A 26,496-nucleotide genomic window follows, 5' to 3' on the forward strand; every position below is an offset into this window, starting at 1 on the left:
GCTGTTTTCTTGAAAAAATTTTGATGGGACTGGTATAGTTAATGTACTCTGTGTCTTATCGCCTCAAAAGCCTTAAACGTACGCATGTTGCAATGACGACACCAATACTTCTTAATCTATAACTCGCGGGAGGGCATTCATGGGTAAGGTAGCGACAAAGAGCAGAAAGACTGCAAAACCGGCGAAGCCGGCGAAGAAGACGGTGAAGGCGCCTAAGGCTGCGAAGACCGCGAAAGGCCGGACGAACGGGAGAGCAGCGCAGGGCGCACGGGCTGCTAAATATGTCTATTTCTTCGGTGCGGGGAAAGCCGACGGCAAGGCGGCAATGAAGAATCTGCTGGGAGGCAAGGGAGCCAACCTGGCGGAGATGGTGAACCTCGGCATACCCGTCCCCCCGGGCTTTACGATCACGACGGAAGTCTGCACGTACTATTACAAGAACAGCCGCACGTATCCTGCCGAGCTCAAGTCCCAGGTCGAGGCCGCCCTGTCAAAGGTCGAAAAGATCATGGGAAAGAGCTTCGGCGACCCCAACGATCCCCTTCTCCTGTCCGTCCGCTCCGGCGCGCGCAGCTCCATGCCGGGCATGATGGAGACGGTGCTGAACATCGGGCTTACGACGAAGACGATCCCCGGCCTTATAAAGAAGACCAGCAACGAGCGGTTCGTCTATGATGCGTATCGCCGCCTCATGATGATGTACTCGGACGTGGTGATGGAAAAGGCTGCGGGGGTCGAGCCCTCGGAGGGACAGGCCATCAGGCACAAGCTCGAGCACAGGATGGACAGGCTCAAGAAAGAGAAGGGTTATGTAAGCGATACCGACCTCACGAGCGGCGACCTCATGCTGCTCTGCGAAGAGTTCAAGTCCATTATCAAGGATACCCTGGGCAAGCCGTTCCCCGACAACCCCATGGAACAGCTCTGGGGCGGCATCGGCGCGGTCTTCCAGTCCTGGATGGGCAAGCGCGCCGTCTCCTACAGGAGAATCGAGAAGATCCCCGATGACTGGGGCACAGCGGTCAATGTCCAGTCGATGGTCTTCGGCAACACCGGCGACAACTCCGCAACGGGCGTCGCGTTCACGCGCAACCCGGCCACCGGCGAAAACATGTTCTTCGGCGAGTGGCTCCCGAACGCACAGGGAGAGGATGTCGTCGCGGGCATCAGGACGCCCAACCCGGTGAATGAGGCCGGAAAGACGGAGGATACGAGCAAGCTTTCCTCCCTCGAGACCGCGATGCCGAAAGTCTACAAGGAGCTCCTCGGCATCGAGAAGAAGCTCGAAAAGCATTATACGGATATGCAGGATATCGAATTCACCATCGAGGACGGCCGGCTCTGGATGCTCCAGACGAGGGTCGGAAAGAGGAACGGTCCGGCGGCTATCCGCATGGCGGTCGAGATGGCGAAGGAGAAGCTCATCACGAAGGAAACCGCTGTTCTGCGCGTCAAGCCCGAGCAGCTCGACGAGCTCCTCCACCCGAGCGTCGATCCGCTCGCCGAGAAGAGAGCCGTAGAAGTGGCGAAGGGGCTTCCCGCAGGCCCGGGCGGCGCTGTCGGAAAGATCGTCTTTACCGCCGATGACGCGGAGGCGTGGGCCAAGAGAGGGGAAAGGGTCATCCTGGTACGCAACGAGACCTCTCCCGAAGATGTCCACGGCATGCATGCCGCGCAGGCTATTCTCACGGCCAAGGGCGGCATGACGAGCCACGCTGCGCTCGTTGCCCGAGGGTGGGGCAAGTGCTGCATCGTCGGCGCTTCCGCGCTCCATATCGAAAGCGCCCGTAAGGAGATTCATGTCAACGGAAGGGTGCTCAGGGAGGGCGAATGGATCACCCTGAACGGCACCAAGGGGCGCGTTTACGAAGGGCAGCTTACGCTCCTGCCCGCCGACCCCGAGCATAATCCGTGGTACAAAGAGCTGATGAAGTGGGCGGATCAGCTCAGGACCATGAAGGTGCGGACCAATGCGGATACGCCCAACGACGCGGCCGTAGCGCGCAACTTCGGCGCCGAGGGAATCGGCCTCTGCAGGACCGAGCATATGTTCTTCGGCCCTGACCGGATAAAGGCGGTGCGGGAGATGATCCTCTCCGATGATACCGAGGGAAGGAAAAAAGCGCTCGCAAAGCTGCTTCCTTTCCAGAAGGGGGACTTTGTCGGGATATTCAAGGCCATGGCAGGGCTCCCGGTTACGATCCGTCTCCTCGATCCGCCGCTCCACGAGTTCCTCCCCCATACCGATAAGGAACTGGAGGACCTGGCCCGGGACATGGGCGTTTCCTTCGACAAGCTGAACGCAAAGAACAAATCGCTCCATGAGTTCAACCCCATGCTCGGTCACCGCGGCTGCCGTCTCGGCGTCACCTATCCCGAGATCTACGAGATGCAGGTGCAGGCCATCATGGAAGCGGCGTGCGAGCTCGCCAAGCAGAAGGTGAGGGTAATTCCCGAGATCATGATTCCCCTCGTCGGTCATGTTAACGAGCTCGAGCGCCTCAGGACCATGACGATCCGGACCGCCGGCAGGGTCCAGAAAGAGTACGGTGTCAGGGTCTCCTACACCGTAGGGACCATGATCGAGCTGCCGCGCGCCTGCGTCACCTCCGACGAAATCGCCACTCAGGCCGACTTCTATTCCTTCGGAACGAACGATCTTACCCAGACGGTCTACGGACTCTCCCGCGATGACGCGGGGAGATTCCTGCCGTTCTATATAGAAGCAGGCGTTCTGAAAGACGATCCCTTCATCACCATCGACCAGAGCGGCGTAGGCGCCCTGATGAAGATGGCGGTCGAGAAGGGCCGCGCTGTCAAGAGGGATATGAAGCTCGGAATCTGCGGCGAACATGGCGGCGAACCGAAGTCGGTCGAGTTCTGCTACAGCATCGGGCTCGACTACGTGAGCTGCTCGCCCTTCAGGGTGCCGATAGCGAGATTCTCCGCAGCACAGGCTGCGCTGAAGAACCCGAAGAAGAAAAAGTAGACTGCCCGGCAGGGAAAATGAAGGCCAGGGTCGGAAGACCTTGGCCTTTTTTATTTATGGCAACCATGATGGATAAATTGATCTGCCCTGTTAGTGCGAGTTCCCCCTGCCGTTCGCAACGAGCCGTGCCAATCTATCGTTAAGAGAGCCCTAGAACTCGATGCGCTCTTCCCCGCTCCCGGCGGTAATGGTGAGCTCGTCGAAATGGGTGACCGAGTCCGCCTTTGTCCAGAGCCCTATGAAGCCTGCCGGCGGTGCGCCGGCGGTATACTCGATGAGCGCCTCGCCATCACAGGCGCCGCGTATCTGCGGGCCGTTGACCTCGACCGCAAGGAGGTGCCAGGCCCCTGACTCGATTCTCTTGCGCGCCGAAGCGCGCTGGACCCTCTTGCCGTTGATGAACTCGAAGAGGATCACATTCCCTTCCAGGGCGTTGAGCCTCAGTACGAAATAGTTCTCGATATCCTTTATGCCGAAAGCGATGCCGCCCGCCCGGTCGATGTTTCCTGCAACCGGCCTTATCTTCACTGCCACCATGCCCCCGGAGAACTCATAGCGCCTCAGGACCGCGAGCGGGAAGTAGTAGTACGCCTCGATGGTATCGAGGAACTCCTGGTAGGACTGGCCCATCACCTTTCCCACAAGTCCCGCGATACCCGAGGCGATGCCGCGCCCCCACCGCGAGCCGTCCTGGCCGCAGTAGTGGTGTCCATCCCCGGCAATGCGCTGCCAATGGCCGCCGCTGGTGTAGAATCCCTGGAGCTGATCGGGCCTCGGCTTCTGGAGATAATCATACTCGCCCTCGAAGAACGCCCTGATATACTGCTCGACATCGTCCTGGCCGGTGATCGTCATATCGAGCAGGCGGCTCGAGGCGAGCAATCTCCCCAGCTGGTCGAGCCGCTCTTCGAGCGAAGGGCGGTCATACCGGCAGAGGGAGGCGTCGATGAGGTCTCCCTTGATCTGGACCGTGAACCCCAGCCGTTCGAGGACAGCGCCGAGCAATTGTATCCGCAGCGACCGCCCGTAGTACGCGCCGGCGCCGCCGGTGAACTGGAGCGTGGCGTAGTTCTGGTTGCTGTCCTCGCCGCAGAGGGCGTCCACGGTGGCGAAGTGGTAGGCGAAACGGGCGCTCAGGTTCATGTAGTCATGCGAGAGGAGTGCGTAGCTGTCCCCTCCCGGCGTTTCGCCGAACTCCGCCGCAGCCTGCGCAGCGAGGCGGCCGGTGAAGTTGCCGGTGTCGACGCTCATCGTGCCCTGCCAGCTTATGCCGGGGTGGACGAAGCCTTTCCAGAGCGCTTTCATCGGTACGGACTCGATCAGGTCGGGCGTGACAGCGTCGCAGGTCGTGAGCCCCTCCCTGAGACCGCCGCCCAGGTCGACGAGACGGAGCTGGAGGGGGATGGTCGAGACGAGCCTCACCGACGGGGTCTTGTCCTTGAGCTCCTCGGTAATGCCGAACATCTCCTTCATGGCGTATTCGTGCGTGAATCGTATGATGTCGTGGAACGTCCTGCAGCCGTCGGGAGCGAACGACGGGCTTTCGGGATCGGTGAGGGTGAGGGGAGAAATGTAATCGAGAATGCCCCTCAGCCGGCGGTGAACGGGACTGTCGAGGATCGTCCTCTTCGCGGGTCTCATTTCGGCGAGCAGCGACTCGACGATGCCTTTGTATATGGTCGATGCGTCGGCAGAAAGGGTGATGAGGTCTCCTTCGGCAAGCGCCTGCATCGCCTGCTTCGTATCGAACAGCGCGGGGACGCCGAATTCGCGCGCCACCGACGCGAGGTGGCTCGCAGGGCTTCCTATATCGGTGACAATGCCCCGTATCCTGCCCATCACCTTCGCATAATTGGGCGAAGCCGTTCTCGTGACGAGTATCGCGTCGGCCGGGAGCGACGAGAGCGCATCCTCTGTACCATCGGGGCGTGTCGCCTTCACGACCCTTCCCGCTGCGGCGCCGAATGACGCGGGCCTGCCTCCCGAGAGGAGCACGGGATGAGCGGGGAGGTCGAGGACCGCCGTCTCCTTCTGCTGCCGCATCTCGGGGAGGCCGAGCGGCCGTGACTGGAGGATGACGATCGTTCCTCTGCCGTCGACCGCCCACTCGATGTCCTGCGGCGACTCATAGAACTCTTCGAGCAGGAGACCATACCTGGCCAGGGCCATCACGGCATCGTCGGTGAGGGCGGGGAGCTTCTGTTCATGATCGGGGACCGCTTCGAGCCGGGTGCCGCCCGAAGGGAGCGCGACGAGCCGCTGCTCCTTCCTGCTGATATGCCGCTCGGTGATCCTCTGGTCCCTGCGATCGACGACAAAGGTATCGGGAGAGCTCGTGCCGCTCACGAGATATTCGCCGAGACCCCAGAGGGCGTTGATCTGCAGGGGGCAGGCGTCGCCGAGGGAGGGTTCCACCGTATACATCACGCCGCTCGCCGCTGCATCGACCATGACGACGCCGGCGACGCACATGGGGGTGCTCCGGTCGTCGAGGCCGTGGTGCAGCCTGTAAGCGAGCGCCCGGCCCGAATACTTGCTCGCGATGACCGTCTTGTACGCGTCGATGAGCGAATCGCGGGTCACGTTCAGGACCGTCGCATACTGCCCGGCGAAGCTCGCCTCCGTGTCCTCGCCGATGGCGCTGCTCCTCATGGCGATGCGCACGCCCGGCACGGTCTTCTGCTCGAGCGCTGCATAGGCCTCACCGATGGCGGCGATGATGTCTGCGGGAACCGCGGCCCCCTGGATCAGCTTCCTGATGCGCGCGCCTGCGCGGTCGATCTCTTCCGGCTTTTCCGGGGCGAGGGTCGAGAGCTCCTCGTCGATAGCCTTGACGAGCCGGTTCTCCTCGATAAAGCGCTCGAAGGCATAGGAGGTGACGGCGAATCCGTGGGGTACCGGGATGCCGAGGTTGTTCTTTATGGCCGCGAGATTCGCCGCCTTTGCCCCTGCCACGATCTCCATCTCCCTCGTTATCTCTTCAAAAGGGAGGACGACTTCCTTGGTGGCGACGGTGCAGCGGGGATTGAAGGAGTCGAAGAGCTTCCTGTCGAGCGCCTCGGCCGCGCCGTACAACGCCGCATAGCGGTCATCCGCCATGGCATTGATCGCGTGGACGATGCCGAGGACCGACTCGAGCAGCTCTTCATACCGTATGCGCGCAGTGACCAGGCTGAACGGTCTTCCGCTGTGATACATCTGCTCGAGGTCGGCTATAAGGGAGAGCGCCGCATGGTTGTGGCGGAGGAGGCTCTTGAAGCGGCGGTACTTCGCTGAAGAGGCTCCGCGGTGCTCGTCCAAGGGCGTGCACCCGCGCTTCATGCGCAACCTGTTCAGAATGTTTCTCATCTGCCGCCTCCCGCCTGTCCCGTACGTCTGTCCGAAACGCTGCTTCTTCTATTATATAGCCAACGAGAGCGGGCTTTCAAAAAGCTCCGCCGGGTTTCCCTGCCCGCGCTTTCTTGACTATCATTCCGCAAATGTGTAAACCTTAGAGAACAGCGATCTATGTTGCCACGTCCGATGATGAAAACGCTACTGCCTCTCTTGCCGATACTGATCCTTGCCGCAGCCTGCAGCCGGGAGGAGCCGCCGGTCGCGGTCGATATGACGAAGCGCGCCGAGGTCGCGGTAAAGCGGGAGCCGAACAGCATTACCTTCGCCTATCTGCCCCAATACTCCCACCTCGTCTCCTATAAGCGGCAGAACCTGCTCGTCGAATACCTGAAGAACGAGACGGGCCTGAACGTCAAGCAGGTCTATCCCGATACCTTCGACGAGCAGGTGAAGATGTTCGGCCAGGGGAAGATCGATATCTCCTTCTCGAACCCCTTCGTCTACATAAAGCTCTCCCGTCTTTACGGCGCCCGGGCACTGGCGCGGGTCGTCGAGCTCGACGGGAAAAAGGATTTTCGCGGGATGATCATCTGCCGCAAGGACAATCCCGATGTTCAGACCATCGACGACTGCCGGGGGAAGCGGTGGATAGCGACCGACCCTTCCTCTGCCGGAGGATACCTCTTTGCGCTCGGGCACTTTATCGACCACGGTATCGGGAAGAGCGATTTTGCCCGGATAGACTTCGCACCCGGTCCCGGAGGAAAACAGGAAAAGGTGGTCCTCGCCGTGCATGCCGGAAAGTACGATATCGGTTCCGTCCGGGAGGGGACCCTGGCGGTGGTGGCGGACAGGATCGATGTGGGCGAATTGAGGGTGCTCGCGTATACCCGCTCCTATCCCGGCTGGGTCTACGCGGTCCGCCGGGACCTGGACAGCGCTGTCGCGGATACGATACGGCAGGCGCTCCTGAAACTCGACGGAAAGGACCCCGGGCACAAGAAAATTCTCGATGCAGCCGCCATCAGCGGCGTTGTCGCTTCGAGCGAAAGCGAATTCGATCCCGTGCGCGCGTTAGCGGTCAAAGCCGGCCTTGACCTGAGTGAGGAGCCGTGAGGTTCGTTTACCGCATAAACAGACGGCTCCGGCTTCGCACCAAGATATCGCTGAGCATCATCCTCATACTGCTCGCCCTGGGGAGCGGCCTCTCCCTGGTCATCAGCAGAATCGCGTCGGAGGCGCTCCTCGAGGAGAACAAGATGAGGGGGATATCGGGCGCCGTCTCTCTCGGCTCCCGGGCGGCAGAGCCGCTGCTGACCATGGATTTCCTCGAGATGAAGAAGGCCGTCGACGAGGTGGTGCGCGGGAACAAGGACCTCTCCTACGTATTCATCCAAGACCGCTACGGCGAGCCGCTGGTGCATACCTTTACAGGCGGGTTTCCCGTTGACCTGAAGGCCGTGAATACCGTGGCCGACGGGACAGGGCATCACGTTCGCCTTATCACGACCGGCGCCGAGGTGATCTACGATGTCGCGGTGCCGGTCATGGCCGGCAGCGACCGCCTCGGCACCGCACGGGTCGGCATGTCCCGCGCCCATGCCCAGCAGGTGGTGAGCAAGCTCGTGGGGGCGACGGTGCTGTCTACCGTGCTCGGCATCCTGATAGCGGGCTTTGTCAGCACCGCGCTCGCCCGGACCGTGACGAAGAGGATACGGCTCCTCCACGACTCGGCCGAAGAGCTCATCAAAGGCAACCTGGACATCTCCATGCTGCCGGAAGTGAAGCAGCAGTGCTGGGAGACGATGAAGTGCGCCAAGCGTGAATGCCCTGCCTACGGCAACACCCGACAGCGCTGCTGGTATCTCGTCGGCACCCTCTGCCAGTCCTGCGTCGAGAAGAACTACGAGGACAAGATCAGGAACTGCTTCGACTGCAAGGTATACCGAGGCAATACCGGGGACGAGATCCAGGACCTCTCGGAATTCTTCAACATCATGGCGCTGATCCTGCGGGACCGCCTGCAGGCCCTGCTCAAGACCGAGGCGAGCCTCAAGCAGCAGCAGCAGCTCTTCCGCACCATCCTCGATGTGACGCCCGACAGCGTCTCGCTGCAGGACCGGTCGTTCCGGTTCCAGGCGGTCAACCAGTCATTCTGCAGAATGGCGGGCAGGGGCGAGGACGAGATCATCGGGAAGACGGACGCCGACCTCTTCAACCCCGAGCTCGCCGAGGTCAACCGGCAGGAGAACCTCCGGATCGTCGAGACCGGGGAATCCCTCTCGGCCGAGCGGAAGACGAGAAAGGCGGGGGGCATCCGCTGGTTCCATCTCGTCAAGACGCCGGTCTTCGATGCGGACGGCAGTGTCGCCGGCATCCTCTGCAACAGCACCGACATTACCGAGCTCAAGCGGCTCCACGAGCAGATCATCCGGTCCCAGAAGATGGAGTCCCTGGGACAGCTCGCTGCGGGCGTTGCGCACGAGATCAACACGCCGCTCGGGATCATCCTGGGGAATACCCAGCTGCTGCTCGAGGATACCGCAGCCGGCACCGAGGCGCACGAGACCCTGCAGACGATCGAGAAGTACGCCCGGATCTCGAAGAAGATCGTCGCGGACCTGCTCCACTTTTCGCGCCATGCCCAGAGCGTCAAGAGGCCGCTCGACATCAACAGCACCCTGACGCAGGTGGTCGATATCGTGGAGCACACCTTCGGCCTCGAACGGGTCTCGATCGGGCGGTACCCGGCGGCGGAGCTTCCCCTCGTCTTCGGAGACCAGGAGAAGCTCGAGCAGGTCTTCATCAATGTGCTCAAGAACGCCTTCGACGCCGTAGGGTCGGACGGCAGGATCGAGGTCGCCACAGAGTACGACGCGGAGCAGCAGGAAGTGGTCGTCTCGATCGCGGACAGCGGTCCGGGGATCCCGCGGCGGATAAAGGACAGGATATTCGATCCCTTTTTCAGCACCAAGGGGGTCGGCAAGGGGACGGGGCTCGGTCTCTCGGTGACCTTCGGCATCATAAGGGACCACGGAGGAAAGATCGATGTCGAGAGCCCCCCGGGCGCGCCCCTGAGGGAATGGCCCGGCGGCGCGAACGGCGGCGAGGGCAGGGGGACGGTCTTTATCATACGGCTGCCGGTGTATCGTGATTCTGAAAACAAGGAAGGGAGAGCAGTTGCCCATGGCGAAGATAGTGGTTCTCGATGACATAGCCGAGGCGGTCACCCTGATACGCAAAATCCTCGAACGCAAGGGGCACGAGGTCGTGGGGTTCACCGAGGAGGAGGAGGCGATCGCCTATGCGCAGGCGCATGCGGTGGATCTCGCCATTCTCGATATCAAGCTGAAGAAGATGAGCGGCATCGAGGTGCTGGCCGAAATCAGGAAGGTGAATCCCGCGGTCAAGGTGATCATGCTGACCGGGTATCCGACCCTCGAGACGGCGAAGGACGCGGTGCGGCTGGGAGCGAGCGAGTATTGCGTAAAACCCTTCGAAAAGGAAGAACTGGAAGAAAAGGTGGCCGATGTCTTAAAGTAAAAGGATTATGGCGGGCTACGAAGTGTTATGGGTTACCGATAGCCTGGCGACCGGCGCTGCGCCGATGTCCTATGACGACCTCGGCACCATACGGGGCCAGGGCATCGATGCCATCGTCAATCTCTGTGCCGAATATTGCGACCTGCACGACATCCAGCGCGACTACGGCTTCGATGTCTACTATTTTCCGGTCGTCGACGACTCCGCCCCGAACATCAAGGAGATGGAAGAGGCCCTCGACTGGCTCGATGAGGCGATCTACCTCGGCAAAAAGGTGCTGGTGCACTGCCGCCTCGGGCTCGGCCGGACCGGGACCTTCATCACCGCCTACCTGCTCCGGCGGGGGTTCGGCCTCAAGCTGGCGCGCGAGCGGCTGAAGCGGCTCCGGCCCAATCCCACGAGTTTTCACCAGTGGCGGCTGCTCCGGAAGTACGATAAACAATCGGGGAAGCTCACCCTGCGGGAGCCGTCGATAGAGACGAAGAACCTCGTCGACCTCGGCCTGTATTTCACCGATTACGAGCGCCTCGTAGACGGGGTCGAGGCGGCGATAGAAGCGGGCAGCGCCGGTATCCGGCGGTGCGGGAGGGACACCGATGCATGCTGCCACCGCTTCCTCCATCTGCAGCTCATCGAGGCAGCCTACCTGCACCTCTCGCTCAACAAACGGCTGAGCAGGAACGACCGGGTCGATGCCGCGGCCAGGGCGATCGCCATGCACCGGGTGTTTTCGGACGAAGGGGACACCCCCCATTCAGGCGATTCAACCAGTTCAGTAATCCCTGCCGATCCGGAATGTCCGGCTGCCGCCGGCTACACCTGTCCGTTGAATAGAGAGGGCAGGTGCATCGCCTATGAGTACCGTCCCCTCACCTGCCGCCTCCATCCCATCGCCGCTGACGCCTGCGATGGCGATTCCTGCAGTGATGCCCTGGATAGCGGGGATTCGCTCAGCCCCGAAGCGATCAATAAAGAGCTCCACGACATCTCGAAGCGCCTCTTTTTCGCCCTGAACTCTTCTTTTCTCGAGGACCGGAGCCTCCTCTTTCCCCTGACCCGGGTGGTTTCGGGCAAATTCGTGCAGGACTATTTCAGCTTTCTCTCGAAAATCTGAATCATTTCAAAGGTAAATCTCTCCTGCCGGTCCTTTCCTTGCAGCAGGGGCATATCCATTTTTTCCTCCCCCAAGGAGCTCAGGATTTGGTATAATGGTCGGGATTGTTATTCGAGGCGTCATGGTATCGATGATGGAAAAGATTACCGGCAGACAGGCACGGCAGCGAGCGCGCCGTATCCGGCACGCGGAATACGAGCGAGGTGTCCGGTAGTGCCCTTTAACACACTTCCCAGAGAAGGCTTCATCAGCAGGGATACCGAGCTCAGCCACCTGAAGCAGCTGATCGCTGCCCGCGACGCTGCCACTGCCCGCAACGTCCTCCTCGAGGGAGCACGGGGCATAGGCAAGACCGAGCTCCTGAAGCAGCTCTACCGCACCGTTTACCAGGGCAGCGATACCGTTGTCCCCTTCTACTATTCCTTTCAGCGAGCCGCGCTCAAGGGCACCCATTTCGCCCGTGACTACTTTATGCGCTTCGTCCGGCAGTATCTCGCCTCGGTGAAGCAGGACCCCTCGCTGGTCAACGCTATGAGCACCCCCCTTACCCGCCTGATGCCGCTCATCGCCTCGTTGCGGGCCGAATGGATGATCGACCTGATCGAGGACTTCAACGAGCAGGTGCGCGAAGGTGACCTGCACGGCCAGCTCCTCGGGGCGATCTCGGCGCCGGTGACCGCTGCGGAAAAGAGCGGGCGGACGCTGCTCGTGATGCTCGACGATTTCCATCTCGCCCCGCAGCTCTACGAGCATCAGCCCGGGGATGTGCCGGGCCTGGTCAGTCTCTTCGAGAGCTCCCTGCGGTCTCCCGTCTGCCCCCATATATTGACCGGCTCGCCGGAGGGAGCCCTCGAGTCGATCTTCACCGATAATGCCTTCAGGGGGCAGGCGGAGCGGCTCTTCGTCCGCGCCCTCGACGAGCGCGCGGCGCTGGGGCTCTTCAGATACTACTGCACTGCGCTCGGCATCAGGGAGCAGGTCGAGTCGTCGCTCAAGTTCATGAAATTCCTGGGGGGAAACCCCCTGTATATCAGAAACGCCGCCCGGTCGCTCTGGAAAATGCAGAAGAAAGAGCTGTCGGAGCGGGACCTCTGGGAGTGCTACAGCTACGAAGTCTCCGAAGGGGAGACCGCTTTTTACTGGTCCTCGATTCTCGGCGAGTTCATCCGCGACGTCGACCAGAGGAGGGTAGCCATAGAGCTGCTCATGCATTCGATCAAGTCGAACACCGAGTTCCACGACATCGGGAGACTCTCGCGCGTGCTCGGCATCCCGGAGCGGTCCATACGGCAGGCCCTCGATGCGCTCCAGATGTCGGGCATCGTGCAGGCGGGCGGCAGTCTCAGGCACCTGAAGGACAATGTGCTGCAGGACTTCATCCAGAGCCTCTACCTGCGGGAGGTCGAAGGGAGGAGCACGGAGCGGGTCCGGGAGCTCATCGAGACGAAGTATTATACCGAGGGCAGCGAGGCCGCCTGCTTCGAGATGGTCATCCCGATGAGCTCCGATGCCGAGCTCGTTGCAGCGCGGGCCGTCGAGCAGATCGGGAAGAACATACACCTGAACCCCGATGTCACCAACCATATCCAGCTCGCCCTCATCGAGGCATGTATCAATGCCATGGAGCACAGCGGCAGCTACGAGAAGAAGGTCTTCCTCAAATTTACGGTCAGCCCCGAGAGGATCGAGATCGCCATCGAGACGCCGGGGAAGCTCTTCGAGCCCGAGTTCGGCGAGGGCGTCACTGCCGAAGACAAGCTCAATACGGAGCACAAGCGCGGGTGGGGTCTCAAGCTGATGCGCACCGTCATGGACGAAGTGAAGGTGGAGCGGATAGGGGAAAAGACCAGGGTGCTGCTCGTGAAAAAAATAAAGCCTGACGAGGTGTTGCGGTGAAAGCAGCAAATTTCAACGTCACGACGAAGCTCAACGACCGTGTCGCCGTCATCTATCCCCGGGGATACCTGAACAACATCACGGGCGAGGACCTTGTCGACGCCTCTTCCGCCTGCCTCGGCAAAGGCGTAAAGAACATCGTGCTGAATTTCAGCGAGACCGAGTTCATCAACAGCATCGGCATCTCCCTGCTCCTGACGATCATCGAGCGGCTCAGGGAGTCGGGCGGAAGCCTCTGCTTTACCAATATGAGCAAGATGTACGCCGAGACGTTCCAGGTGCTCGGCCTGACGAAGTACGTTGCGGTCTTCGACAGGGAAGAGGATGCGCTGCGGCATTTCGGCGGCAGCCCCCTGCAATGAGCCTCGAGCTGAAAAAAGCGCTGTACCATATTTCATCCCTCGTCGACCTCGGCCAGGAGGTGACCTCGTCGAAAAACTTCTACGTCAAGATACAGTCGGTCCTCTATTCCATCATGGGGACCTTTCTCGCGAACCGGGGAGCCATATTCGTGTATGAGAAGGATACGGGAGCGCTCATCCCCCTGGCGAAGAAGGGCTTTCAGAAGACCGAAATCCCGATGCTGACCTTCAGCATCGAGCACATGCTGCCGCTCAGGAAGAACGAGCCCTGCCGGCTCGGCGGCAACGGAAACAGCTCCGCGCTCTTCTACGGGCTGAAGGAAGAGCTGCTCCAGTCGGGCTTCGAGATATTCATCCCCCTCTGGGTGAGGGACGAGTTCATCGGCGCTATCGCGCTGAGCAGCAAATTCACCGAGGAGCCCTATACCCCCGACGACCTCGAGCTCCTCAGGGTCATCGCCCACCAGATCGGCATCACCCTGAGCAACCACGCCCTCTTCATCAACCTCTCGGAGCAGCTCGACAGGAACCGGAAGCTCTACGAAGAGATGCGGCGCATCTACCACGACACCATCCAGGCCTTCGCCGCCGCCATCGACGCGAAGGACGCCTATACCAAGAACCACTCCCAGCGCGTGGCGCGCTATTCCGTGGCGATCGCCCGGGAGCTCGGCTGGAGCGAGTCCGATATCGAGGGCATCTATATCGCGGGATTCCTGCACGATGTGGGGAAGCTGGTGGTCAACAACGAAGTGCTCAACAAGAAGGAGCCGCTGACGAACCAGGAGTGGCATGAGCTGCGGAGCCACTCCTCGGTCTCGTACAAGATCAGCTCGAAGATAAAGTTCCCCTGGAAAGACGTGGTGAAGATGATCAAGCACCACCACGAGCGGCTCGACGGCAACGGCTATCCCGATTCGCTGACCGGCGCCGACCTGAGCGAGGGCGCCAAGATCCTCATCCTCGCCGACTCATTCGACGCGATGACCACGGACCGGCCCTACAAGCCGCGGCTGGAGCTGAGGGAGGCCCTGGAGGAGCTGAAGAAGTGCCTGGGGACCCAGTTCGAGCCGCGCATCGTCGCTGCCTTCTGCAGGGTGCTCGACAAGGAGATAAAGGGTGAGCTTCCCGAACCGCATATACTGCCCCACCTCGACGAGGGATTCGATCCCTCCATCATTTCGGAGATCCTCCAGGCGCTGATCGAAGAGCTCTCCGAGTAGCCGTTATCCGCAGGAAAAAAGCATGGTGCAGAAGCGAGAATATCTTTAGTGCTCCTTCGCTCCTTTTTCAGGTAAAATACAGTCATGATACACAAAGCATACAAAGTCATCGTGACCCGCACCTGCCCGTCCTGCGGGCTGGGGTTTACCAATACGATCGCCAAGAATGTTTATGAATGCAACTACTCCCAATGCCATGCGCGGTTCGATTTCTCGATATTTTCCGACGAGGAGATCAGAAAGGCGCTCAATACGGAAAACGGCGAGGCCAGGGCCCCGGAGGCGTCGTCCGAAGAGAGCGGCGCACCTCCCCTCGATTTCAGCGTCTTCAGCAGCGGAAGCGCCGAGGAAAGACAGAGGACCTATGGGGAGCTGCCTGAGCGGGCCGGCGCAGCCGGTACGGCTGCATTGAACGGGGAGCTGACCCCGGAAAGGGTTGAAAGCCTCGAAAACAGCCTGGTACAAGCCATAGGGCGCGGCGAGCTGGTGGTGCATTACCAGCCCCAGATCGACAGCTCGCTCAACAGGGTCACCGGCGCCGAGGCGCTGGTGCGCTGGAACCATCCTGAAAGGGGACTGCTCGTACCGGAGGAGTTCCTTCCCCTGGCCGAAGAGAGCGGCCTTATCGTAGCCCTCGATGAGTGGGTGCTGCGCACCGCCTGTGAACAGGTTTCGGCGTGGCAGAGCCAGGGGCGCCCGCCGCTCCGGGTGACGGTCAATCTGTCTGCCCGGCAGTTCCGGCAGCCGCAGCTCATCGAGACGGTCTCCCGGGCGCTGAACGAGACAGGGCTCGGTCCCGAGCGGCTCGAAATCGAGATTACCGAGGCGATCGCCCTGCAGGATATCGAGCTGGCCGTCGCCACCCTGCAGCAGCTGCAGGAGCTGGGGGTTACGCTCTCGCTCGACGACTTCGGGACCGGCTATTCGTCGTTGAACTATCTGAGGAAGCTCCCTGTGCAGCGGATAAAGATCGACAGGACGGTGACGAGAGGCATCACGGAGAATCCCGATGACCTCGCGGTCGTAAGAGCGGTCGTCGCCATGGGGTCCGGCCTCGGCCTGAAGGCGGTCGCCGAAGGGGTCGAGACGATCGACCAGCTGATGCTCCTCCAGAAGAACGGCTGCGACGAGGTCCAGGGATTCTATTTCAGCAGGCCGCTTCCGCCGGATGAGTTCGCAGCATTCAAGGTTATCTACAAGTAGCCCGCCGTCAGACGTGCCGGGTGCCCGGCTCCTTTTCTGATCCCCTGTTCCTTTCCATCCTGCTGTTCTACCCCGGGTCTTTCTGTTCGTTCCGTGCTTTATATCGGCGATACAGGAGAGGGAGGAGGGATCCCAGGACAATCAGTCCCAGACCTATGAAGAAGGCCGGCGGCAGCGTGCCCTCGATTACGTCGAGCAGGGAGCTCGAGAAGACGACGTAGGCTATTGCGCCGGGAAGCATGAAGATGAGCGACGCCAGGGCAAAATGCAGGAACCTGATCTTCGTGAGGCCGAAGGCGTAATTGAGGAGATTGAAAGGCAAGAGGGGGATGAGCCGCATAATGGCAACGATCTTCCAGCCCTGCTGCGCCACGTCCTTATCGAGCTGCTGCCAGCGCGGCCCCTGCAGCCTTCGTTCTACCCAGCCCCGTGCACCATACCGTGAGACGAGGAAGGCGAGGCAGGCGCCGAGGGTGGCGCCGGTGATGCTGTAGACCACCCCCCAGAAGGGGCCGAAGAGGACCCCGGCGGTGATGGTGAGCGGAAGGCCCGGCAGAAAGAGCACCGGGGCGATCGTATAGATAAGTACAAAGATGAGCGGGGCGAGGGCGCCGTAGCTCTCGATGAGACGCTGCAAGGCATCTTTTTCCAGGTATGCGACAGCACCGGACAGATGCACTGCCAGAATCGCCCCGATGAACATCGCTGCAAGGAAGAGCCGTTTAATGAGGTTCCCTTTCCCGCTCTTTTCCGGAAGCGGCCGCTCTCTGTGGCCCCGTGCATCGACGAGCTTTTTGAATTCTTTTTTTAACCGTATCCTGTTGCGGTAGGTAAACGGAGCCTTTGCCGCTTTCACCGTCCCCTCCATGGTGGCCTGCGGTTCGAAGAGAAGGTCAAGTACATGGCTTGTAGGGGTCAATGCTCCCAGATAAGTGGCGCATCCCGCGCAATAGGTAATTATTCTTCTGCCGGCTGCTTCGTCTTTCCGAAGCATGCCCCATTTCTTTGAAAGCTCCGGCGAAAGAAAGCCGACCGAGCCTCCTTCGCCGCAGCAGAGAGTCAGCTTCCCTGAATGGGCCATTTCTTCTGTCTGCAGGCCTTGTCCCTTCACCAGATCACGGACGGCCCTGTGGGTCGTCTCATGCTCCCTGAGAGCGCAAGGATCATGGATCGTGACCTTGCCGACGGTGCCGTTACCGGCCGATAAGCGATTTCTGGCCATGAGCTCATAAACGGTTTCCACCTCAATCTCACCGCCGTACCTGCTGAATACCTTGTGGCAGTTCGGGCAGGCTACGATGACTTTTTCCACTCCGTGATCAAGGAGGAACCGCCTCATTTCGCCGAAGACGGCGGTAAAGCACCCGGTTCTCCCGAGATCATGGGAGGGCTTTGCGCAGCAGTCGAGAACAATGCCGAGAGTGGGGATGGCCTTTTTCAAAAGCAGAAAGACCTCTTTTGTCCTTTCGGGGCGCGTTCCGGGCAGGGTGCATCCGGGAAAAAAGACAGTGGAGCATCCATCGGGAAGACCGTAATAGGTGTACTTCGGGGAGGTCCCCCTTTTCTCATAACCCAGAATTCCCGCGTGCTCAGGGAAGTCTCCTGCACCGCGCATGACCGCAGCTCGCCTCATTTCGAGAAACATGCCGGCAGGATCGATCTTTACCGGACAGACCGCCGAGCACAATCCGCAGAGACTGCACTCAAAGGGCAGGGCCTGACGCCTCATTCCTTCAGGGTTGCAGGAATCGGCAATTTCCTTGGGGGTGCCGTACTTCGAAAGGAATGCACATTCCTTTACACACGTTTTGCACTCGGTGCACGTTTCGGAGACAGAGCGGAGCGCCTCCGGAAGCGCTCCGCGCATCGGAATATCTCGTTTTTCTGTTTTTTTCTGTTGATCGATAAGCATCAGAAAGGATTTTTACTTTGAATGTGCTACCCTGTAGATGAGAATCACGGGTTTGCCGTCGGTCGGGAGCACTTCTGCGCGTCCCTTATACCTAGAATTCGGGTTGATGAACCTTTTCAATGTGCCGGTCTGCGGGTAGGATGCATTGCTCGATACCGCAATCCAGCAGCTTTCGAGGCAGGTGATGCATCCGGTCTTCTGCTCCTCTGAGGCTTTGCGGTTGCCGCCGAATTTGATATGGAAATCCTTGCCCTGTTCATCCCAGAAGATTTCGTTTAATGAAAGCTCTTTTCCCAGTCCGGGCCAGGTGGCGGTTATGTTCAAAGTATCACCTTCCACATGCTTGCCGACCGTCTCTTTTGTCAAGGTATTGCCGGGCTTTGCGCCGATCTTTATCAGACCATCGTAGAAATCGAGATTATGAGCGTAGGCCTTGAGAATCGCCCGGTCCTGGTATTTGCCCTCTTTGAATACCACGCCCCAGTGGACGTTCGGCTGATGGACGTTCATTTCATGCACTTCCGTGTAGATCAATACCCGCTTGCCTTTTTCATCGACAATGACAGGGTTTTCCCTTGTCGGGAAATTCTGTATACCTGTGCTGCCTACTTTTGCGATCAGCTGATGTCCTTTTTTCTCGTGCGAATCAGCGAAGACGCTTGCGGTGAGCAGTGCCATAACTATTGTTACGAGAATACCAGTGCCGATGTGCTTTAAGAAATCTCTTTCCATACTCATAACTCCCCCGGTTTATAGTGAGCGAGACAACGTCTCTATCCGATCCAGACCGTTCTTCTGAAGTCCTTGATGCCTTCGACGATATGATTCGTTGTGCCCCGATAGCCGACCTTCAATTCTCTTTCGAGGCCGTAGTGCTTGAGGCAGGTGCCGCAGGTGAATATCTCGACCCCCGTCTTCTCGATCTCTTTCAGAAGGGGAACGATCTCCTCGTCGGTCGTGGTGAGCCTCACCGCGGCATTGAGGAAAAATATGGTGTGAGGGACCTCTTTCGTCACCCGCATGGTATCGAAGAACCCTTTCATGAGGACCTTTCCGAGGTCCTCGTCTTTGCCCATCACATCAGACCCGATGATGAGGAGAACGTCCTTTTCCGGCTCGACGTATTCTCCGGGAGCGGGCGCAGCCTGTGTCGCCGGCCCTGCACCGCCCGCCGCTACTTCGCAGGGGTATCCTTTCACGATCTTCACCTTCCAATAACCGTCTTCCTGTATCGACTCCGCGTAAAAGCCGCCCTTCGCGGCAAACCTGGTGAGATTCTTGACCGATGCCTCGTTATCGGTGAGGACATCGACAACGCCTTCGTCTATTGTTGCCAAAGCTTCCTCCGCCATGATGACCGGCTTCGGGCAGCCGAGGCCTCGTGCGTCGACGACCATAGTGTCCTCCTCATTGGATTAGTGCGGTTGCAAGGGAAGCAGATATCACAAAATAACTTTTCGGAAGAGGTGGTTTCCAATAGTTTGTTCCGATGCGCGACAGTCCAATGATAGGTTATCCCTATGCGAGAGCGAGCGGCCGGGTACGAGAGCGCTATCCGAAAATGTCCATCCCGATCTTCACGGCGGTGCCGATGATGATGACGGCGAGCAGCCGGTTCAGAAAGCGGGTATCTGTTTTCCTGCCGATAGCGCCGCCGAAGCGCGCAGCCGGAACAGCTCCCAGCAGGAGGGCAAGGGCCATATGAAAGGGAACCTGGCCGGTGGCGATCTTCCCTGCCAGGCCTGCCGAGGATGAAAAGAGCCCGATCGCGAGCGTGCTCCCGAAGGCTACCCTGAGAGGAACCTTCAGTACGTAGAGGAGGAGGGGGATTATGATGAACGCGCCCCCCTGGCCCACCAGGCCGGTCAGAAACCCGATGCCAACGCCCATAACGACCGCCGTCGGTTTATGGAAGCGGACAGCCTCTTCGGTAAGGTCGTCCCGCGCATAGCTGCGCGGTATGAGCATCACTATCGAGGCGGCGAGGGCGAGGATGCCGAAGATGGACAGCAAGAGCGTATCCGGCACTGCTGCGGAAACGAGAGAGCCGGCGAGCGACGAAAGAAAGAGAGAGAGCCCGAGGGTGACGACGAGCGGCTTGTGCACCAGACGGTGTTTATGATAGTAGAGCATGGCGGCGAGGGCCGCGAAGAAGCCCTGTATCATCGTGAGGCCGGTGATGCTCTTTACGCCTATCGGGTCGAATCCGAGGAGGGGAGGCACGTAGAGGAGCAGCGGGAACATGAGAATGCCCCCGCCTATCCCGAGCAGTCCTGAAAAGAAGCCGACGAGCGCGCCGGCAAGCACGAGGAACAGGTACAAGGCAGCCGGCATCTATTCCTCTACGATGATGCGCCTGTCGCTTTCGATCCCGGCATCGAGGATATCCCCGATATGCGCCGCCAGGATGCCCTCTCGTTGCAAACCGTCGACCAGCGCCTCTCTCCTCTCCCGGGGGACAAAGATGAGAAGGCCTCCCGAGGTCTGCGCATCGTTCATGAGGGCCTGTACAAAACCCGGAATCCCCGACGCCCACTGGACGGACGGCGCATATGTCTTCATATTGCCGCGTGTGCCCCCCGGGATGATGTCCTGCTCGGCCAGCCTCAATGCGTCGCTGAAAAAGGGTATCCGGCTTGCATGGAGCTTTGCTTTGCATTTGCTTGCCGTGAGCACTTCGTTCAGGTGACCTATCAGGCCGAAGCCGGTGATATCCGTTGCAGTGCTCACTCCCACTTCGAGCATGATCTCGCTCGCCTTCTTGTTGAGCGCTGCCATCGATGCGGTGAACTCTTCGACGGTCGCAGCGCTGCACCTGCCGGCTTTCACTCCCGTAGAGATAACGCCGGTGCCGATCTTCTTGGTGAGGATGAGGGCATCTCCGGGGCGGGCCTTGGTATTGTCGAGGATCCTGTCGGGATGGATGAGCCCCATCACCGTGTAGCCGAACTTCGGCTCCTTGTCTCTGATGGTGTGGCCTCCGATGATGGATACCCCGGCCTCGGCCATCTTGTCGATGCCGCCCTGCATGATCTTCCTCAGGGAGGGGAAGAATTCGGGCTGGCTCGGCAGCATCGCGACATTCAGCGCAACGACGGCCCGTCCTCCCATGGCCCAGACATCCGAAAGCGAATTCGCTGCGGAGATCGCGCCGTACCAATAAGGGTCATCGACAATAGGGGTGAAAAAGTCGGTGGTGAGGACCACTGCAATTTCGTCGGTGATCCGGTACACTCCGGCGTCATCCGCATTCGCCGAACCGACCAGCACATTCCTATCCGTGATTGCAGGCAGCTGCCCCAGCACCTGGGACAGGTCCGAAGGACTGAATTTCGCTGCTCAGCCGGCGCAGCTCGAAAGCTCGGTCAGTTTGATGTCCATCGTTATCCTCCTCTGTTGTTATCGTTTCCTTTCGCCCGGGTATTTCCCCTTCTTCGTTACCGGGCAGCACGCCGGAGCTGGCAGTTCCTCGAGATAATCTTTTTTAAGCACCTCGATGATATCGGGAATGATGGGGTCCCTCAGAAAGTAACATCTGAGCCTTCCATCGACGTAGTAGTCGATAGTCCCGTATCTCCGCAGGAGCGAGAGGTGCTGGGAGATGTTGGGCTGGCTGATCTCGAGAAACTCCTCGAAATCGCTGACGCACTTTACGCCCTTCGTCAGCTCTTCGAGTATATGTATGCGGGCAGGGTGAGCGATGATTTTCAGGAGCTCGATCTTTTTCCCGATGGACCGCATTCATTTCCCTCCGTGAGAAAGTATGCATATATAATAATATTTGCATATAAAATGTCAAGGGTAAATACAAGCTTCAAATGAGGCGAATCACGGTGCTATAGCTACCAGCTATGCTTTAGAAACCATTAATAGCTATTAACAATTGGACCGTAAAAGGGAAAATGCATTATTCAATAAGAGCGATACCATTCTCTTGTGATCTGCACGGCCTCGATTGCGGTCTTTCCAATACCTTTCCGCAAGACCGTCATTTCTTAAGCTCTTCAAATCCAGCCTCTTTCCATTCGGCAAAGAGCGTCTGATAGATCTGTTTGTAATCCATCTTTATGAGCTTTCTGTACGCCATATAACTCCGGCTGCCGGTATTGCAGTAGACGATGATCTTTTTCTCTTTGGGAAGTATGTCCTGTGCCGACGCAAAACGCTCCGCAGGAATGTTGATCGCGCCGGGGATACGGCCCTCCTTGTACTCCGAAGCATCTCTGACATCGACAAGAACGTAATCATTCTTGTTCTCATCGATCAATGCCTTCATGTCCGCCGGCTTCAGCTTTGTCGTTTCGATCTTCCTGCCGTATTCCGCCCCGGCGACGATGGGGAGGTTCTTTTCTTCCCAGACCGGGAAGCCCTCATTGTAAATGACTATATTCGTGTAGCCGAGTGCTTCAGCTTTTTTAGCCGTCCTTTTGCTCTTGCCGCACTTCACCCCGTTGCAATAAAAGACCAGCTGAGCATTTTTGTCAGCGGGGAGGAGCGAAGTCAGACTTTCGAAGCTCTTTTCGGGGATATTGATCGCAGTGATGATATGCGCTTCCTGATATTCCTCTTCGGTCCGCGCATCGATAAGGGTGAATGCCTTTTTCTCATCGATCAACGCCTTCAGCTGTTCCGAGGTAATGGTTTGATAAGTGCTATCGGCAGCGAGAGACAATCCCGCCGGTATCGTGCAGAGGAGCACAAGAGAGATGATGAGAACTTTTGTACGGAACGTCATTTTCGCTTCGAGCATATGCCCTCCTTTAGAGTTCCCTGAACGTAATCGTATAGCCTAGATTGAAGCCGAACAGGTCCTCGTTCAGCGGTTTTCCATCGGCCTCTGCATAGGGATACATGAAATAGTTGAGTTTGTCGCCCTTTTGAGCCGGATTGAGGATGAGGTCTCTACCAGTCTGATAGCCTATCCTGCTTTCGTCGAGGCCGCCGAAATAGTACTCGACGAGATCTTTTCCTTCTTTTACGTCGGTTATTTTTCTTTCAAGCATCGCCTTTCTCACATCGGAAGGATCGACCGGGACCCAGCCGTAGCCCGGCATATAGAACTCGGCCCAGCAATGCTGATTCCTGGTCATATCACCCTCTCTTCCTTTCGGCATGCGAATGCCGGAAATCTCGCGCGACGGTACGCTAACGCTCCGTGCAAGAGCAACATAGACGGAATGGATGTCGCCGCATTTGCCGCCCAGCGATACAAGGAGCTTCTCGACTTCGCCGTAGCCGCAGCCTTTAATATTGGGATCGCGGTGCATGTTGTTGACGATCCAGTCATAAATGGCTCTCGACTTTGCAAGATTCGTCTTTTTCCCTTTTGTTATTTTTTCCGCCAGCTCTTTGACCTTTCCGCTCGTAGGGCCAAGGCTTGTCGGCTTGAGGTACTGGGCAAACTCTTCTTTGGAGAACAGCAGCTCTTTTTTAGGGAAATCTTTTTTGAGCGCTTCTTTCCGCTTTACTTTGATAGTGTATGTCAGTGTCCGCTCTTTTGAAGGGGTGTTCCATTCGGCATACAAGGCCATGTTGCCATATTCACCCTCTCTGTAAACGCCGCTGTGGGCAAAGTTGCCGGTGACTTTGATATCTTCGACGGTCTGATTCTCATCCGAAACGGGGTAGGGCACCCAGAGCCGTACCTCTTTTGCATCAGCCGGCGCGTTCAGGTTGAACTGAATGGTTACCTCGCCGGTCCGCTCTTTTGCTATGCATAGACCGGGAAGGGATACCACGAGTGCTACTAATACTGCCCAATACAAAACTCTCATACTGCGCATTGTTACTCCTCCTCAGTTTTATACAATATCTTCCATCAGTGACGAGCCATACAGGGCCGCGCCGATAGCTCCTACTACATCTGGTTGCGGCGGCACAAATACGCGAATGCCGAGCCTTTCCTGCAGCAACGCGGCAATGCAGGGATTCTTTGCCACTCCTCCCGAAAAAACGATAGTGTCGTCATAACCGACACGATGCAGCATACCGATAAGACGATCAACTACTGAGAGATGCACTGCTTTTGCAATGTCCCGTACGTCAGTACCGTGATTCTTGAGCGATATGACCTCGGACTCCGCAAATACAGTACACATGCTGTTGATCTTGAACTCTCCCTTTGCCTTGAGCGCTTCAGGGCCGAATTCTGCAAGTGAGAATCCTAGGCCTGAGGCCATGATCTCGAGAAACCTACCGGTTCCGGCAGCGCACTTGTCATTCATCTGGAAATTGAGCAATTTGCCGTTACTATCGAGAGAGATTACTTTCGAATCCTGTCCGCCTACATCAAGGACAGTACGGCATTCGGGGAAGAAATAACGGGCACCAAGTGCATGTGCCTTGATCTCAGTAATCACCTCCTGTGCGAAATGCTTTTGAGCGAGGTGTCGCCCGTAGCCGGTAGCTACGATCTTTTTCGGATGGTACTTTTTGATCATCTCGAGTGATTGGTGATGGGGATCGAATCCGCTCTCGGCAATCTGGCAGTCCTGCAGCCGCCCTTCGTCAAGGGCGGCTGCCTTTATGGTACGTGAGCCTAAATCAATGCCGACGATCATACTATCCTTTTATCTGCTCCAGGAATGCCTCGATCCTGGTCTGGAGTTGACCGACATCTTCCGGTGAGTAGTCGGATTCAATGGCGAGGAATGGAATTCCCTCCCTCTCGCACATCTCCTTCAACTTGATTGCCTCGATGTTATAGGTATGACAGAACTGGAGACAGTAGTGGACAATGCCTTGTGCCCCTGATTCCTTGTGCTCCTTCAGCACCTGATCGACCCTGTCATTGTTCGGGGTGAAGCAGGAGCAATCTATTTTCATGTAACGTTCGGTCAGGGCTTCGATCTGTGTATCGAGGTCGTTTGCATTTTCGTCCATAAGATCTTTGTAATACCGCGTGCCGATGCAGCTCTCGTCATTGACAACAATGCCGCCGGCGTTCTCAACGATGTTGTGGATTTTCCAGTTGGGCATTGCCATAGGTGTTCCTGAGACCAGCACGCGGGGAGTCTTGGCCGGAGCGACCGATATCCCTTTTTTGACCCGCTCGTCGAGCTCGTCACAGAGGGCATTCACCTTTTCAGCGAACCGTACCGGATTGTCGTAGAAAGCGATCTGCTCGATGAGGAGCACATCCTTGCCGCTGATAGGCGAGGGGTTATGGTGCTGGAGCTTGTTCAGCCGCTGCAATGCTCTGCGCTTGTTATTCATTATTTTGACTGCTTCTGAAACAGCCTCTGCGGTAATCGACTTGCCGGTGACTTTTTCCATCTGTGCCTTGAAGTCTTTCACTTCTTCTACCCACAGCGTTTTATCCCTTTTCCGTTTCATCTGCGGTATCTCCATCACATACGTCGGCACTTCGCGGTCGAGGAGCTCCCACGTCTTCTTCTTCGCGTCGCAGGTCGTTTCGCCATAAACGAAATCCACCGACTGGAAGTAAGGACATACTTTCGCCACCTTGAAGCCGTAGGCGGATTTGACCATAGGGCAGATGTTTCTCGGCAGCACCTTTTCCGCATCCGGAATGGGCCCGGGCGAGCCGCCGCAGAGACCGAGGCAGATGCCGCCGGCGGCGATCACGAGCTCTTCGGGTACATAGACGCAGAAGGTGCCGACCACCGGGCTCCCCTGCTTTTTCGCATCGAGGATCTCCCTCACCCTCCCGCCGTGGATCTCGGAGACGATCCAGTCGAAGTAGCCCATGCCTTTCGGCCGGTTGTTCTGGAAGAGAAAGGCCTTCTGATACACGTCTCCCAGCACGCAGCGCATCTTCTCGAAGCGCTCCACATCCATGCCGAGCTCATGCCACATATCCTTGTACTGCTTGATCTCAAATGCCGCAGTCTCCATACACCCTCCTCGTCATTACGATGCAGCATGATGCCGCAGTCTTATAACGATAGCTCCCGAAAAACGGACATTTCCAATTGTTAGTTCCGATGGCGCGCGCGTGATTTATAGGTATTGCCTATTGAAGATGCTAGTTCGGGAATTACAGATGCGCTTTGATGTGCTCCAGGAAGAGCGCGTAGGGGAGGGGAAGCGTTCGCTTTTTGTGCGAGACGATATAGAATTTACGATTCATTTGTATATCGGGCACCTTGATCTCTTTGAGCGTGCGGTGTTTGAGCTCGTCGGTGACCGCGAATCGCGATATGATCGTAATGCCCAGCCCCTCCTTGACCGCCTGTTTCACCGCATCGGTCGAGCCGAAGATGCCGGCGATCCTGAGCTGTTCTCTATCGATTCCTTTCTGCTCGAGTATGCGTTCCACTTCTTTGCGGGTCCCCGATCCCTCCTCCCTGAAGAGCATCGGGAAGGTGACGAGCTCCTCGAGCCGAAGCGTGTTCCCTTTGATGAGGGAGGGCGCGGCGATAACGACCAGGTCATCGTCCAGCAGGGGATGGAACGCCAGGTGTCCGTCGTTCTGCTTCGCACCGACGACACCGACGAGCAGCTCGTGCTTCATCACCTTGTCGATGATATCTTTCGAGTCGGTGATGACGACCGTGAAGGAGACCGAGGGATGCTTTTCCTTGAAGCCGGCGATGAGACGGGGCATCAGGTAGGTGCCGGGGATGGTGCTCGCGCCGACCACCAGCTCGCCCGAGATCTCTTTCTTCAGCCGGCTGAAGGTCTCTTTGAGCGCGCTTACCCTCTCGAGAATAGTGAGGGCGTGGTTGTAGAGGACATCGGCCTCTTTGGTCGGTATGATCGTACGGCCCAGGCGGTCGAAGAGCCTGCACTCGAGCTCTTCTTCCAGGGTCTTTATATGATCGCTGATCGTCGGCTGGGTGAGGTAAAGCTGTTCCGAGGCCTTGGAAAAGCTCCTGTTCTTGTAGACCGATACGAATACCCTGAGCTGGTGCACATCCATAGCGGTCATTGTAGCATATTTCATCAAGGCTCCT

Annotated in this window: 21 protein-coding genes; 9 read left to right on the forward strand and 12 right to left on the reverse strand. The window is 58.2% G+C overall.

Features of this window, described 5'->3' with window-relative positions; genetic code table 11:
• Positions 1–139 precede the first annotated feature (139 nt).
• Positions 140–2,989 (forward strand): pyruvate, phosphate dikinase, encoded by a 2,850-nt coding sequence (gene ppdK, locus AB1805_00120; GenBank protein ID MEW5743828.1) that lies wholly within the window; start codon positions 140–142, stop codon positions 2,987–2,989.
• A 150-nt stretch (positions 2,990–3,139) separates the two neighbouring features.
• Here ppdK and AB1805_00125 read toward each other — a convergent pair whose 3' ends face one another.
• Positions 3,140–6,337, reverse strand: coding sequence for a PEP/pyruvate-binding domain-containing protein (locus AB1805_00125; protein MEW5743829.1), 3,198 nt, complete (start codon positions 6,335–6,337; stop codon positions 3,140–3,142).
• A gap of 174 nt (positions 6,338–6,511) precedes the next feature.
• On the opposite strand from AB1805_00125, the gene AB1805_00130 reads away from it, so the two are divergent.
• The 8 genes from AB1805_00130 to AB1805_00165 all read left to right on the forward strand — a co-directional run bounded on the left by AB1805_00130 (position 6,512) and on the right by AB1805_00165 (position 15,666).
• Positions 6,512–7,441, forward strand: coding sequence for a phosphate/phosphite/phosphonate ABC transporter substrate-binding protein (locus tag AB1805_00130; GenBank protein MEW5743830.1), 930 nt, complete (start codon positions 6,512–6,514; stop codon positions 7,439–7,441).
• Positions 7,438–9,537 carry an ATP-binding protein gene (locus AB1805_00135; protein MEW5743831.1) on the forward strand — a complete coding sequence of 700 codons (2,100 nt, stop codon included), beginning with the start codon at positions 7,438–7,440 and terminating at the stop codon, positions 9,535–9,537. The genes AB1805_00130 and AB1805_00135 overlap by 4 nt, the downstream gene beginning before the upstream one ends.
• Positions 9,512–9,868: a response regulator gene (locus AB1805_00140; protein MEW5743832.1), complete on the forward strand. Its 357-nt coding sequence runs from the start codon at positions 9,512–9,514 to the stop codon at positions 9,866–9,868. The genes AB1805_00135 and AB1805_00140 overlap by 26 nt, the downstream gene beginning before the upstream one ends.
• Positions 9,869–9,875: 7 nt before the next feature.
• Positions 9,876–10,982, forward strand: a complete 1,107-nt coding sequence (locus AB1805_00145) for a dual specificity protein phosphatase family protein (protein ID MEW5743833.1) — start codon at positions 9,876–9,878, stop codon at positions 10,980–10,982.
• A gap of 213 nt (positions 10,983–11,195) precedes the next feature.
• Entirely contained in the window at positions 11,196–12,878 is a 1,683-nt protein-coding gene (locus AB1805_00150) for an ATP-binding protein (protein MEW5743834.1), read from the forward strand.
• On the forward strand, positions 12,875–13,240 hold the full coding sequence (locus tag AB1805_00155; GenBank protein MEW5743835.1) for an STAS domain-containing protein: 366 nt from the start codon (positions 12,875–12,877) through the stop codon (positions 13,238–13,240). The genes AB1805_00150 and AB1805_00155 overlap by 4 nt, the downstream gene beginning before the upstream one ends.
• Positions 13,237–14,463, forward strand: a complete 1,227-nt coding sequence (locus AB1805_00160) for an HD domain-containing phosphohydrolase (GenBank protein ID MEW5743836.1) — start codon at positions 13,237–13,239, stop codon at positions 14,461–14,463. The genes AB1805_00155 and AB1805_00160 overlap by 4 nt, the downstream gene beginning before the upstream one ends.
• 84 nt (positions 14,464–14,547) lie before the next feature.
• On the forward strand, positions 14,548–15,666 hold the full coding sequence (locus tag AB1805_00165; GenBank protein MEW5743837.1) for an EAL domain-containing protein: 1,119 nt from the start codon (positions 14,548–14,550) through the stop codon (positions 15,664–15,666).
• A 67-nt stretch (positions 15,667–15,733) separates the two neighbouring features.
• On the opposite strand, the gene AB1805_00170 is transcribed toward AB1805_00165, so the two are convergent.
• The 11 genes from AB1805_00170 to AB1805_00220 form a co-directional block, all read right to left on the reverse strand.
• Positions 15,734–17,578, reverse strand: coding sequence for a VTT domain-containing protein (locus AB1805_00170; protein MEW5743838.1), 1,845 nt, complete (start codon positions 17,576–17,578; stop codon positions 15,734–15,736).
• Positions 17,579–17,590: 12 nt separating this feature from the next.
• The gene (locus AB1805_00175; GenBank protein ID MEW5743839.1) at positions 17,591–18,310 is read right to left on the reverse strand and encodes a YdjY domain-containing protein; all 720 of its coding nucleotides are present in this window, start codon (positions 18,308–18,310) and stop codon (positions 17,591–17,593) included.
• A 41-nt stretch (positions 18,311–18,351) separates the two neighbouring features.
• Positions 18,352–18,975: a sulfurtransferase-like selenium metabolism protein YedF gene (yedF, locus tag AB1805_00180; GenBank protein MEW5743840.1), complete on the reverse strand. Its 624-nt coding sequence runs from the start codon at positions 18,973–18,975 to the stop codon at positions 18,352–18,354.
• 154 nt (positions 18,976–19,129) lie between these two features.
• A complete protein-coding gene (locus AB1805_00185) occupies positions 19,130–19,912 on the reverse strand; it encodes a sulfite exporter TauE/SafE family protein (protein MEW5743841.1) in 783 nt (260 codons plus the stop codon).
• Positions 19,913–20,959, reverse strand: coding sequence for a selenide, water dikinase SelD (selD, locus tag AB1805_00190; protein MEW5743842.1), 1,047 nt, complete (start codon positions 20,957–20,959; stop codon positions 19,913–19,915).
• An 18-nt stretch (positions 20,960–20,977) separates the two neighbouring features.
• On the reverse strand, positions 20,978–21,319 hold the full coding sequence (locus tag AB1805_00195) for a metalloregulator ArsR/SmtB family transcription factor (GenBank protein MEW5743843.1): 342 nt from the start codon (positions 21,317–21,319) through the stop codon (positions 20,978–20,980).
• A gap of 247 nt (positions 21,320–21,566) precedes the next feature.
• Entirely contained in the window at positions 21,567–22,328 is a 762-nt protein-coding gene (locus AB1805_00200) for a rhodanese-like domain-containing protein (GenBank protein MEW5743844.1), read from the reverse strand.
• A gap of 10 nt (positions 22,329–22,338) precedes the next feature.
• A complete protein-coding gene (locus AB1805_00205) occupies positions 22,339–23,352 on the reverse strand; it encodes a transglutaminase domain-containing protein (GenBank protein MEW5743845.1) in 1,014 nt (337 codons plus the stop codon).
• Between the two features lie 27 nt (positions 23,353–23,379).
• Positions 23,380–24,138, reverse strand: a complete 759-nt coding sequence (locus AB1805_00210; GenBank protein MEW5743846.1) for an acyl-CoA dehydratase activase — start codon at positions 24,136–24,138, stop codon at positions 23,380–23,382.
• A gap of 1 nt (position 24,139) precedes the next feature.
• Positions 24,140–25,435: a double-cubane-cluster-containing anaerobic reductase gene (locus AB1805_00215; protein MEW5743847.1), complete on the reverse strand. Its 1,296-nt coding sequence runs from the start codon at positions 25,433–25,435 to the stop codon at positions 24,140–24,142.
• A gap of 142 nt (positions 25,436–25,577) precedes the next feature.
• Positions 25,578–26,486, reverse strand: a complete 909-nt coding sequence (locus AB1805_00220; GenBank protein MEW5743848.1) for a selenium metabolism-associated LysR family transcriptional regulator — start codon at positions 26,484–26,486, stop codon at positions 25,578–25,580.
• Between the last annotated feature and the right edge of the window lie 10 nt (positions 26,487–26,496).

The organism is Nitrospirota bacterium (genome assembly GCA_040752355.1).
In the GTDB taxonomy this organism is placed as follows: Bacteria; Nitrospirota; Thermodesulfovibrionia; order Thermodesulfovibrionales; family Dissulfurispiraceae; genus JBFMCP01.

Coding starts and splice junctions, on each gene's coding strand:
- AB1805_00125 (MEW5743829.1), bottom strand. CDS start 6,337: ATGAGAAACATTCTGAACAGGTTGCGCATGAAGCGCGGGTGCACGCCC.
- AB1805_00130 (MEW5743830.1), top strand. CDS start 6,512: ATGATGAAAACGCTACTGCCTCTCTTGCCGATACTGATCCTTGCCGCA.
- AB1805_00195 (MEW5743843.1), bottom strand. CDS start 21,319: ATGCGGTCCATCGGGAAAAAGATCGAGCTCCTGAAAATCATCGCTCAC.
- AB1805_00175 (MEW5743839.1), bottom strand. CDS start 18,310: ATGGAAAGAGATTTCTTAAAGCACATCGGCACTGGTATTCTCGTAACA.
- AB1805_00210 (MEW5743846.1), bottom strand. CDS start 24,138: ATGATCGTCGGCATTGATTTAGGCTCACGTACCATAAAGGCAGCCGCC.
- AB1805_00160 (MEW5743836.1), top strand. CDS start 13,237: ATGAGCCTCGAGCTGAAAAAAGCGCTGTACCATATTTCATCCCTCGTC.
- AB1805_00215 (MEW5743847.1), bottom strand. CDS start 25,435: ATGGAGACTGCGGCATTTGAGATCAAGCAGTACAAGGATATGTGGCAT.
- AB1805_00220 (MEW5743848.1), bottom strand. CDS start 26,486: ATGAAATATGCTACAATGACCGCTATGGATGTGCACCAGCTCAGGGTA.
- yedF (MEW5743840.1), bottom strand. CDS start 18,975: ATGGTCGTCGACGCACGAGGCCTCGGCTGCCCGAAGCCGGTCATCATG.
- AB1805_00200 (MEW5743844.1), bottom strand. CDS start 22,328: ATGCTCGAAGCGAAAATGACGTTCCGTACAAAAGTTCTCATCATCTCT.
- AB1805_00145 (MEW5743833.1), top strand. CDS start 9,876: ATGGCGGGCTACGAAGTGTTATGGGTTACCGATAGCCTGGCGACCGGC.
- ppdK (MEW5743828.1), top strand. CDS start 140: ATGGGTAAGGTAGCGACAAAGAGCAGAAAGACTGCAAAACCGGCGAAG.
- AB1805_00205 (MEW5743845.1), bottom strand. CDS start 23,352: ATGAGAGTTTTGTATTGGGCAGTATTAGTAGCACTCGTGGTATCCCTT.
- AB1805_00140 (MEW5743832.1), top strand. CDS start 9,512: ATGGCGAAGATAGTGGTTCTCGATGACATAGCCGAGGCGGTCACCCTG.
- AB1805_00185 (MEW5743841.1), bottom strand. CDS start 19,912: ATGCCGGCTGCCTTGTACCTGTTCCTCGTGCTTGCCGGCGCGCTCGTC.
- AB1805_00170 (MEW5743838.1), bottom strand. CDS start 17,578: ATGCTTATCGATCAACAGAAAAAAACAGAAAAACGAGATATTCCGATG.
- AB1805_00165 (MEW5743837.1), top strand. CDS start 14,548: ATGATACACAAAGCATACAAAGTCATCGTGACCCGCACCTGCCCGTCC.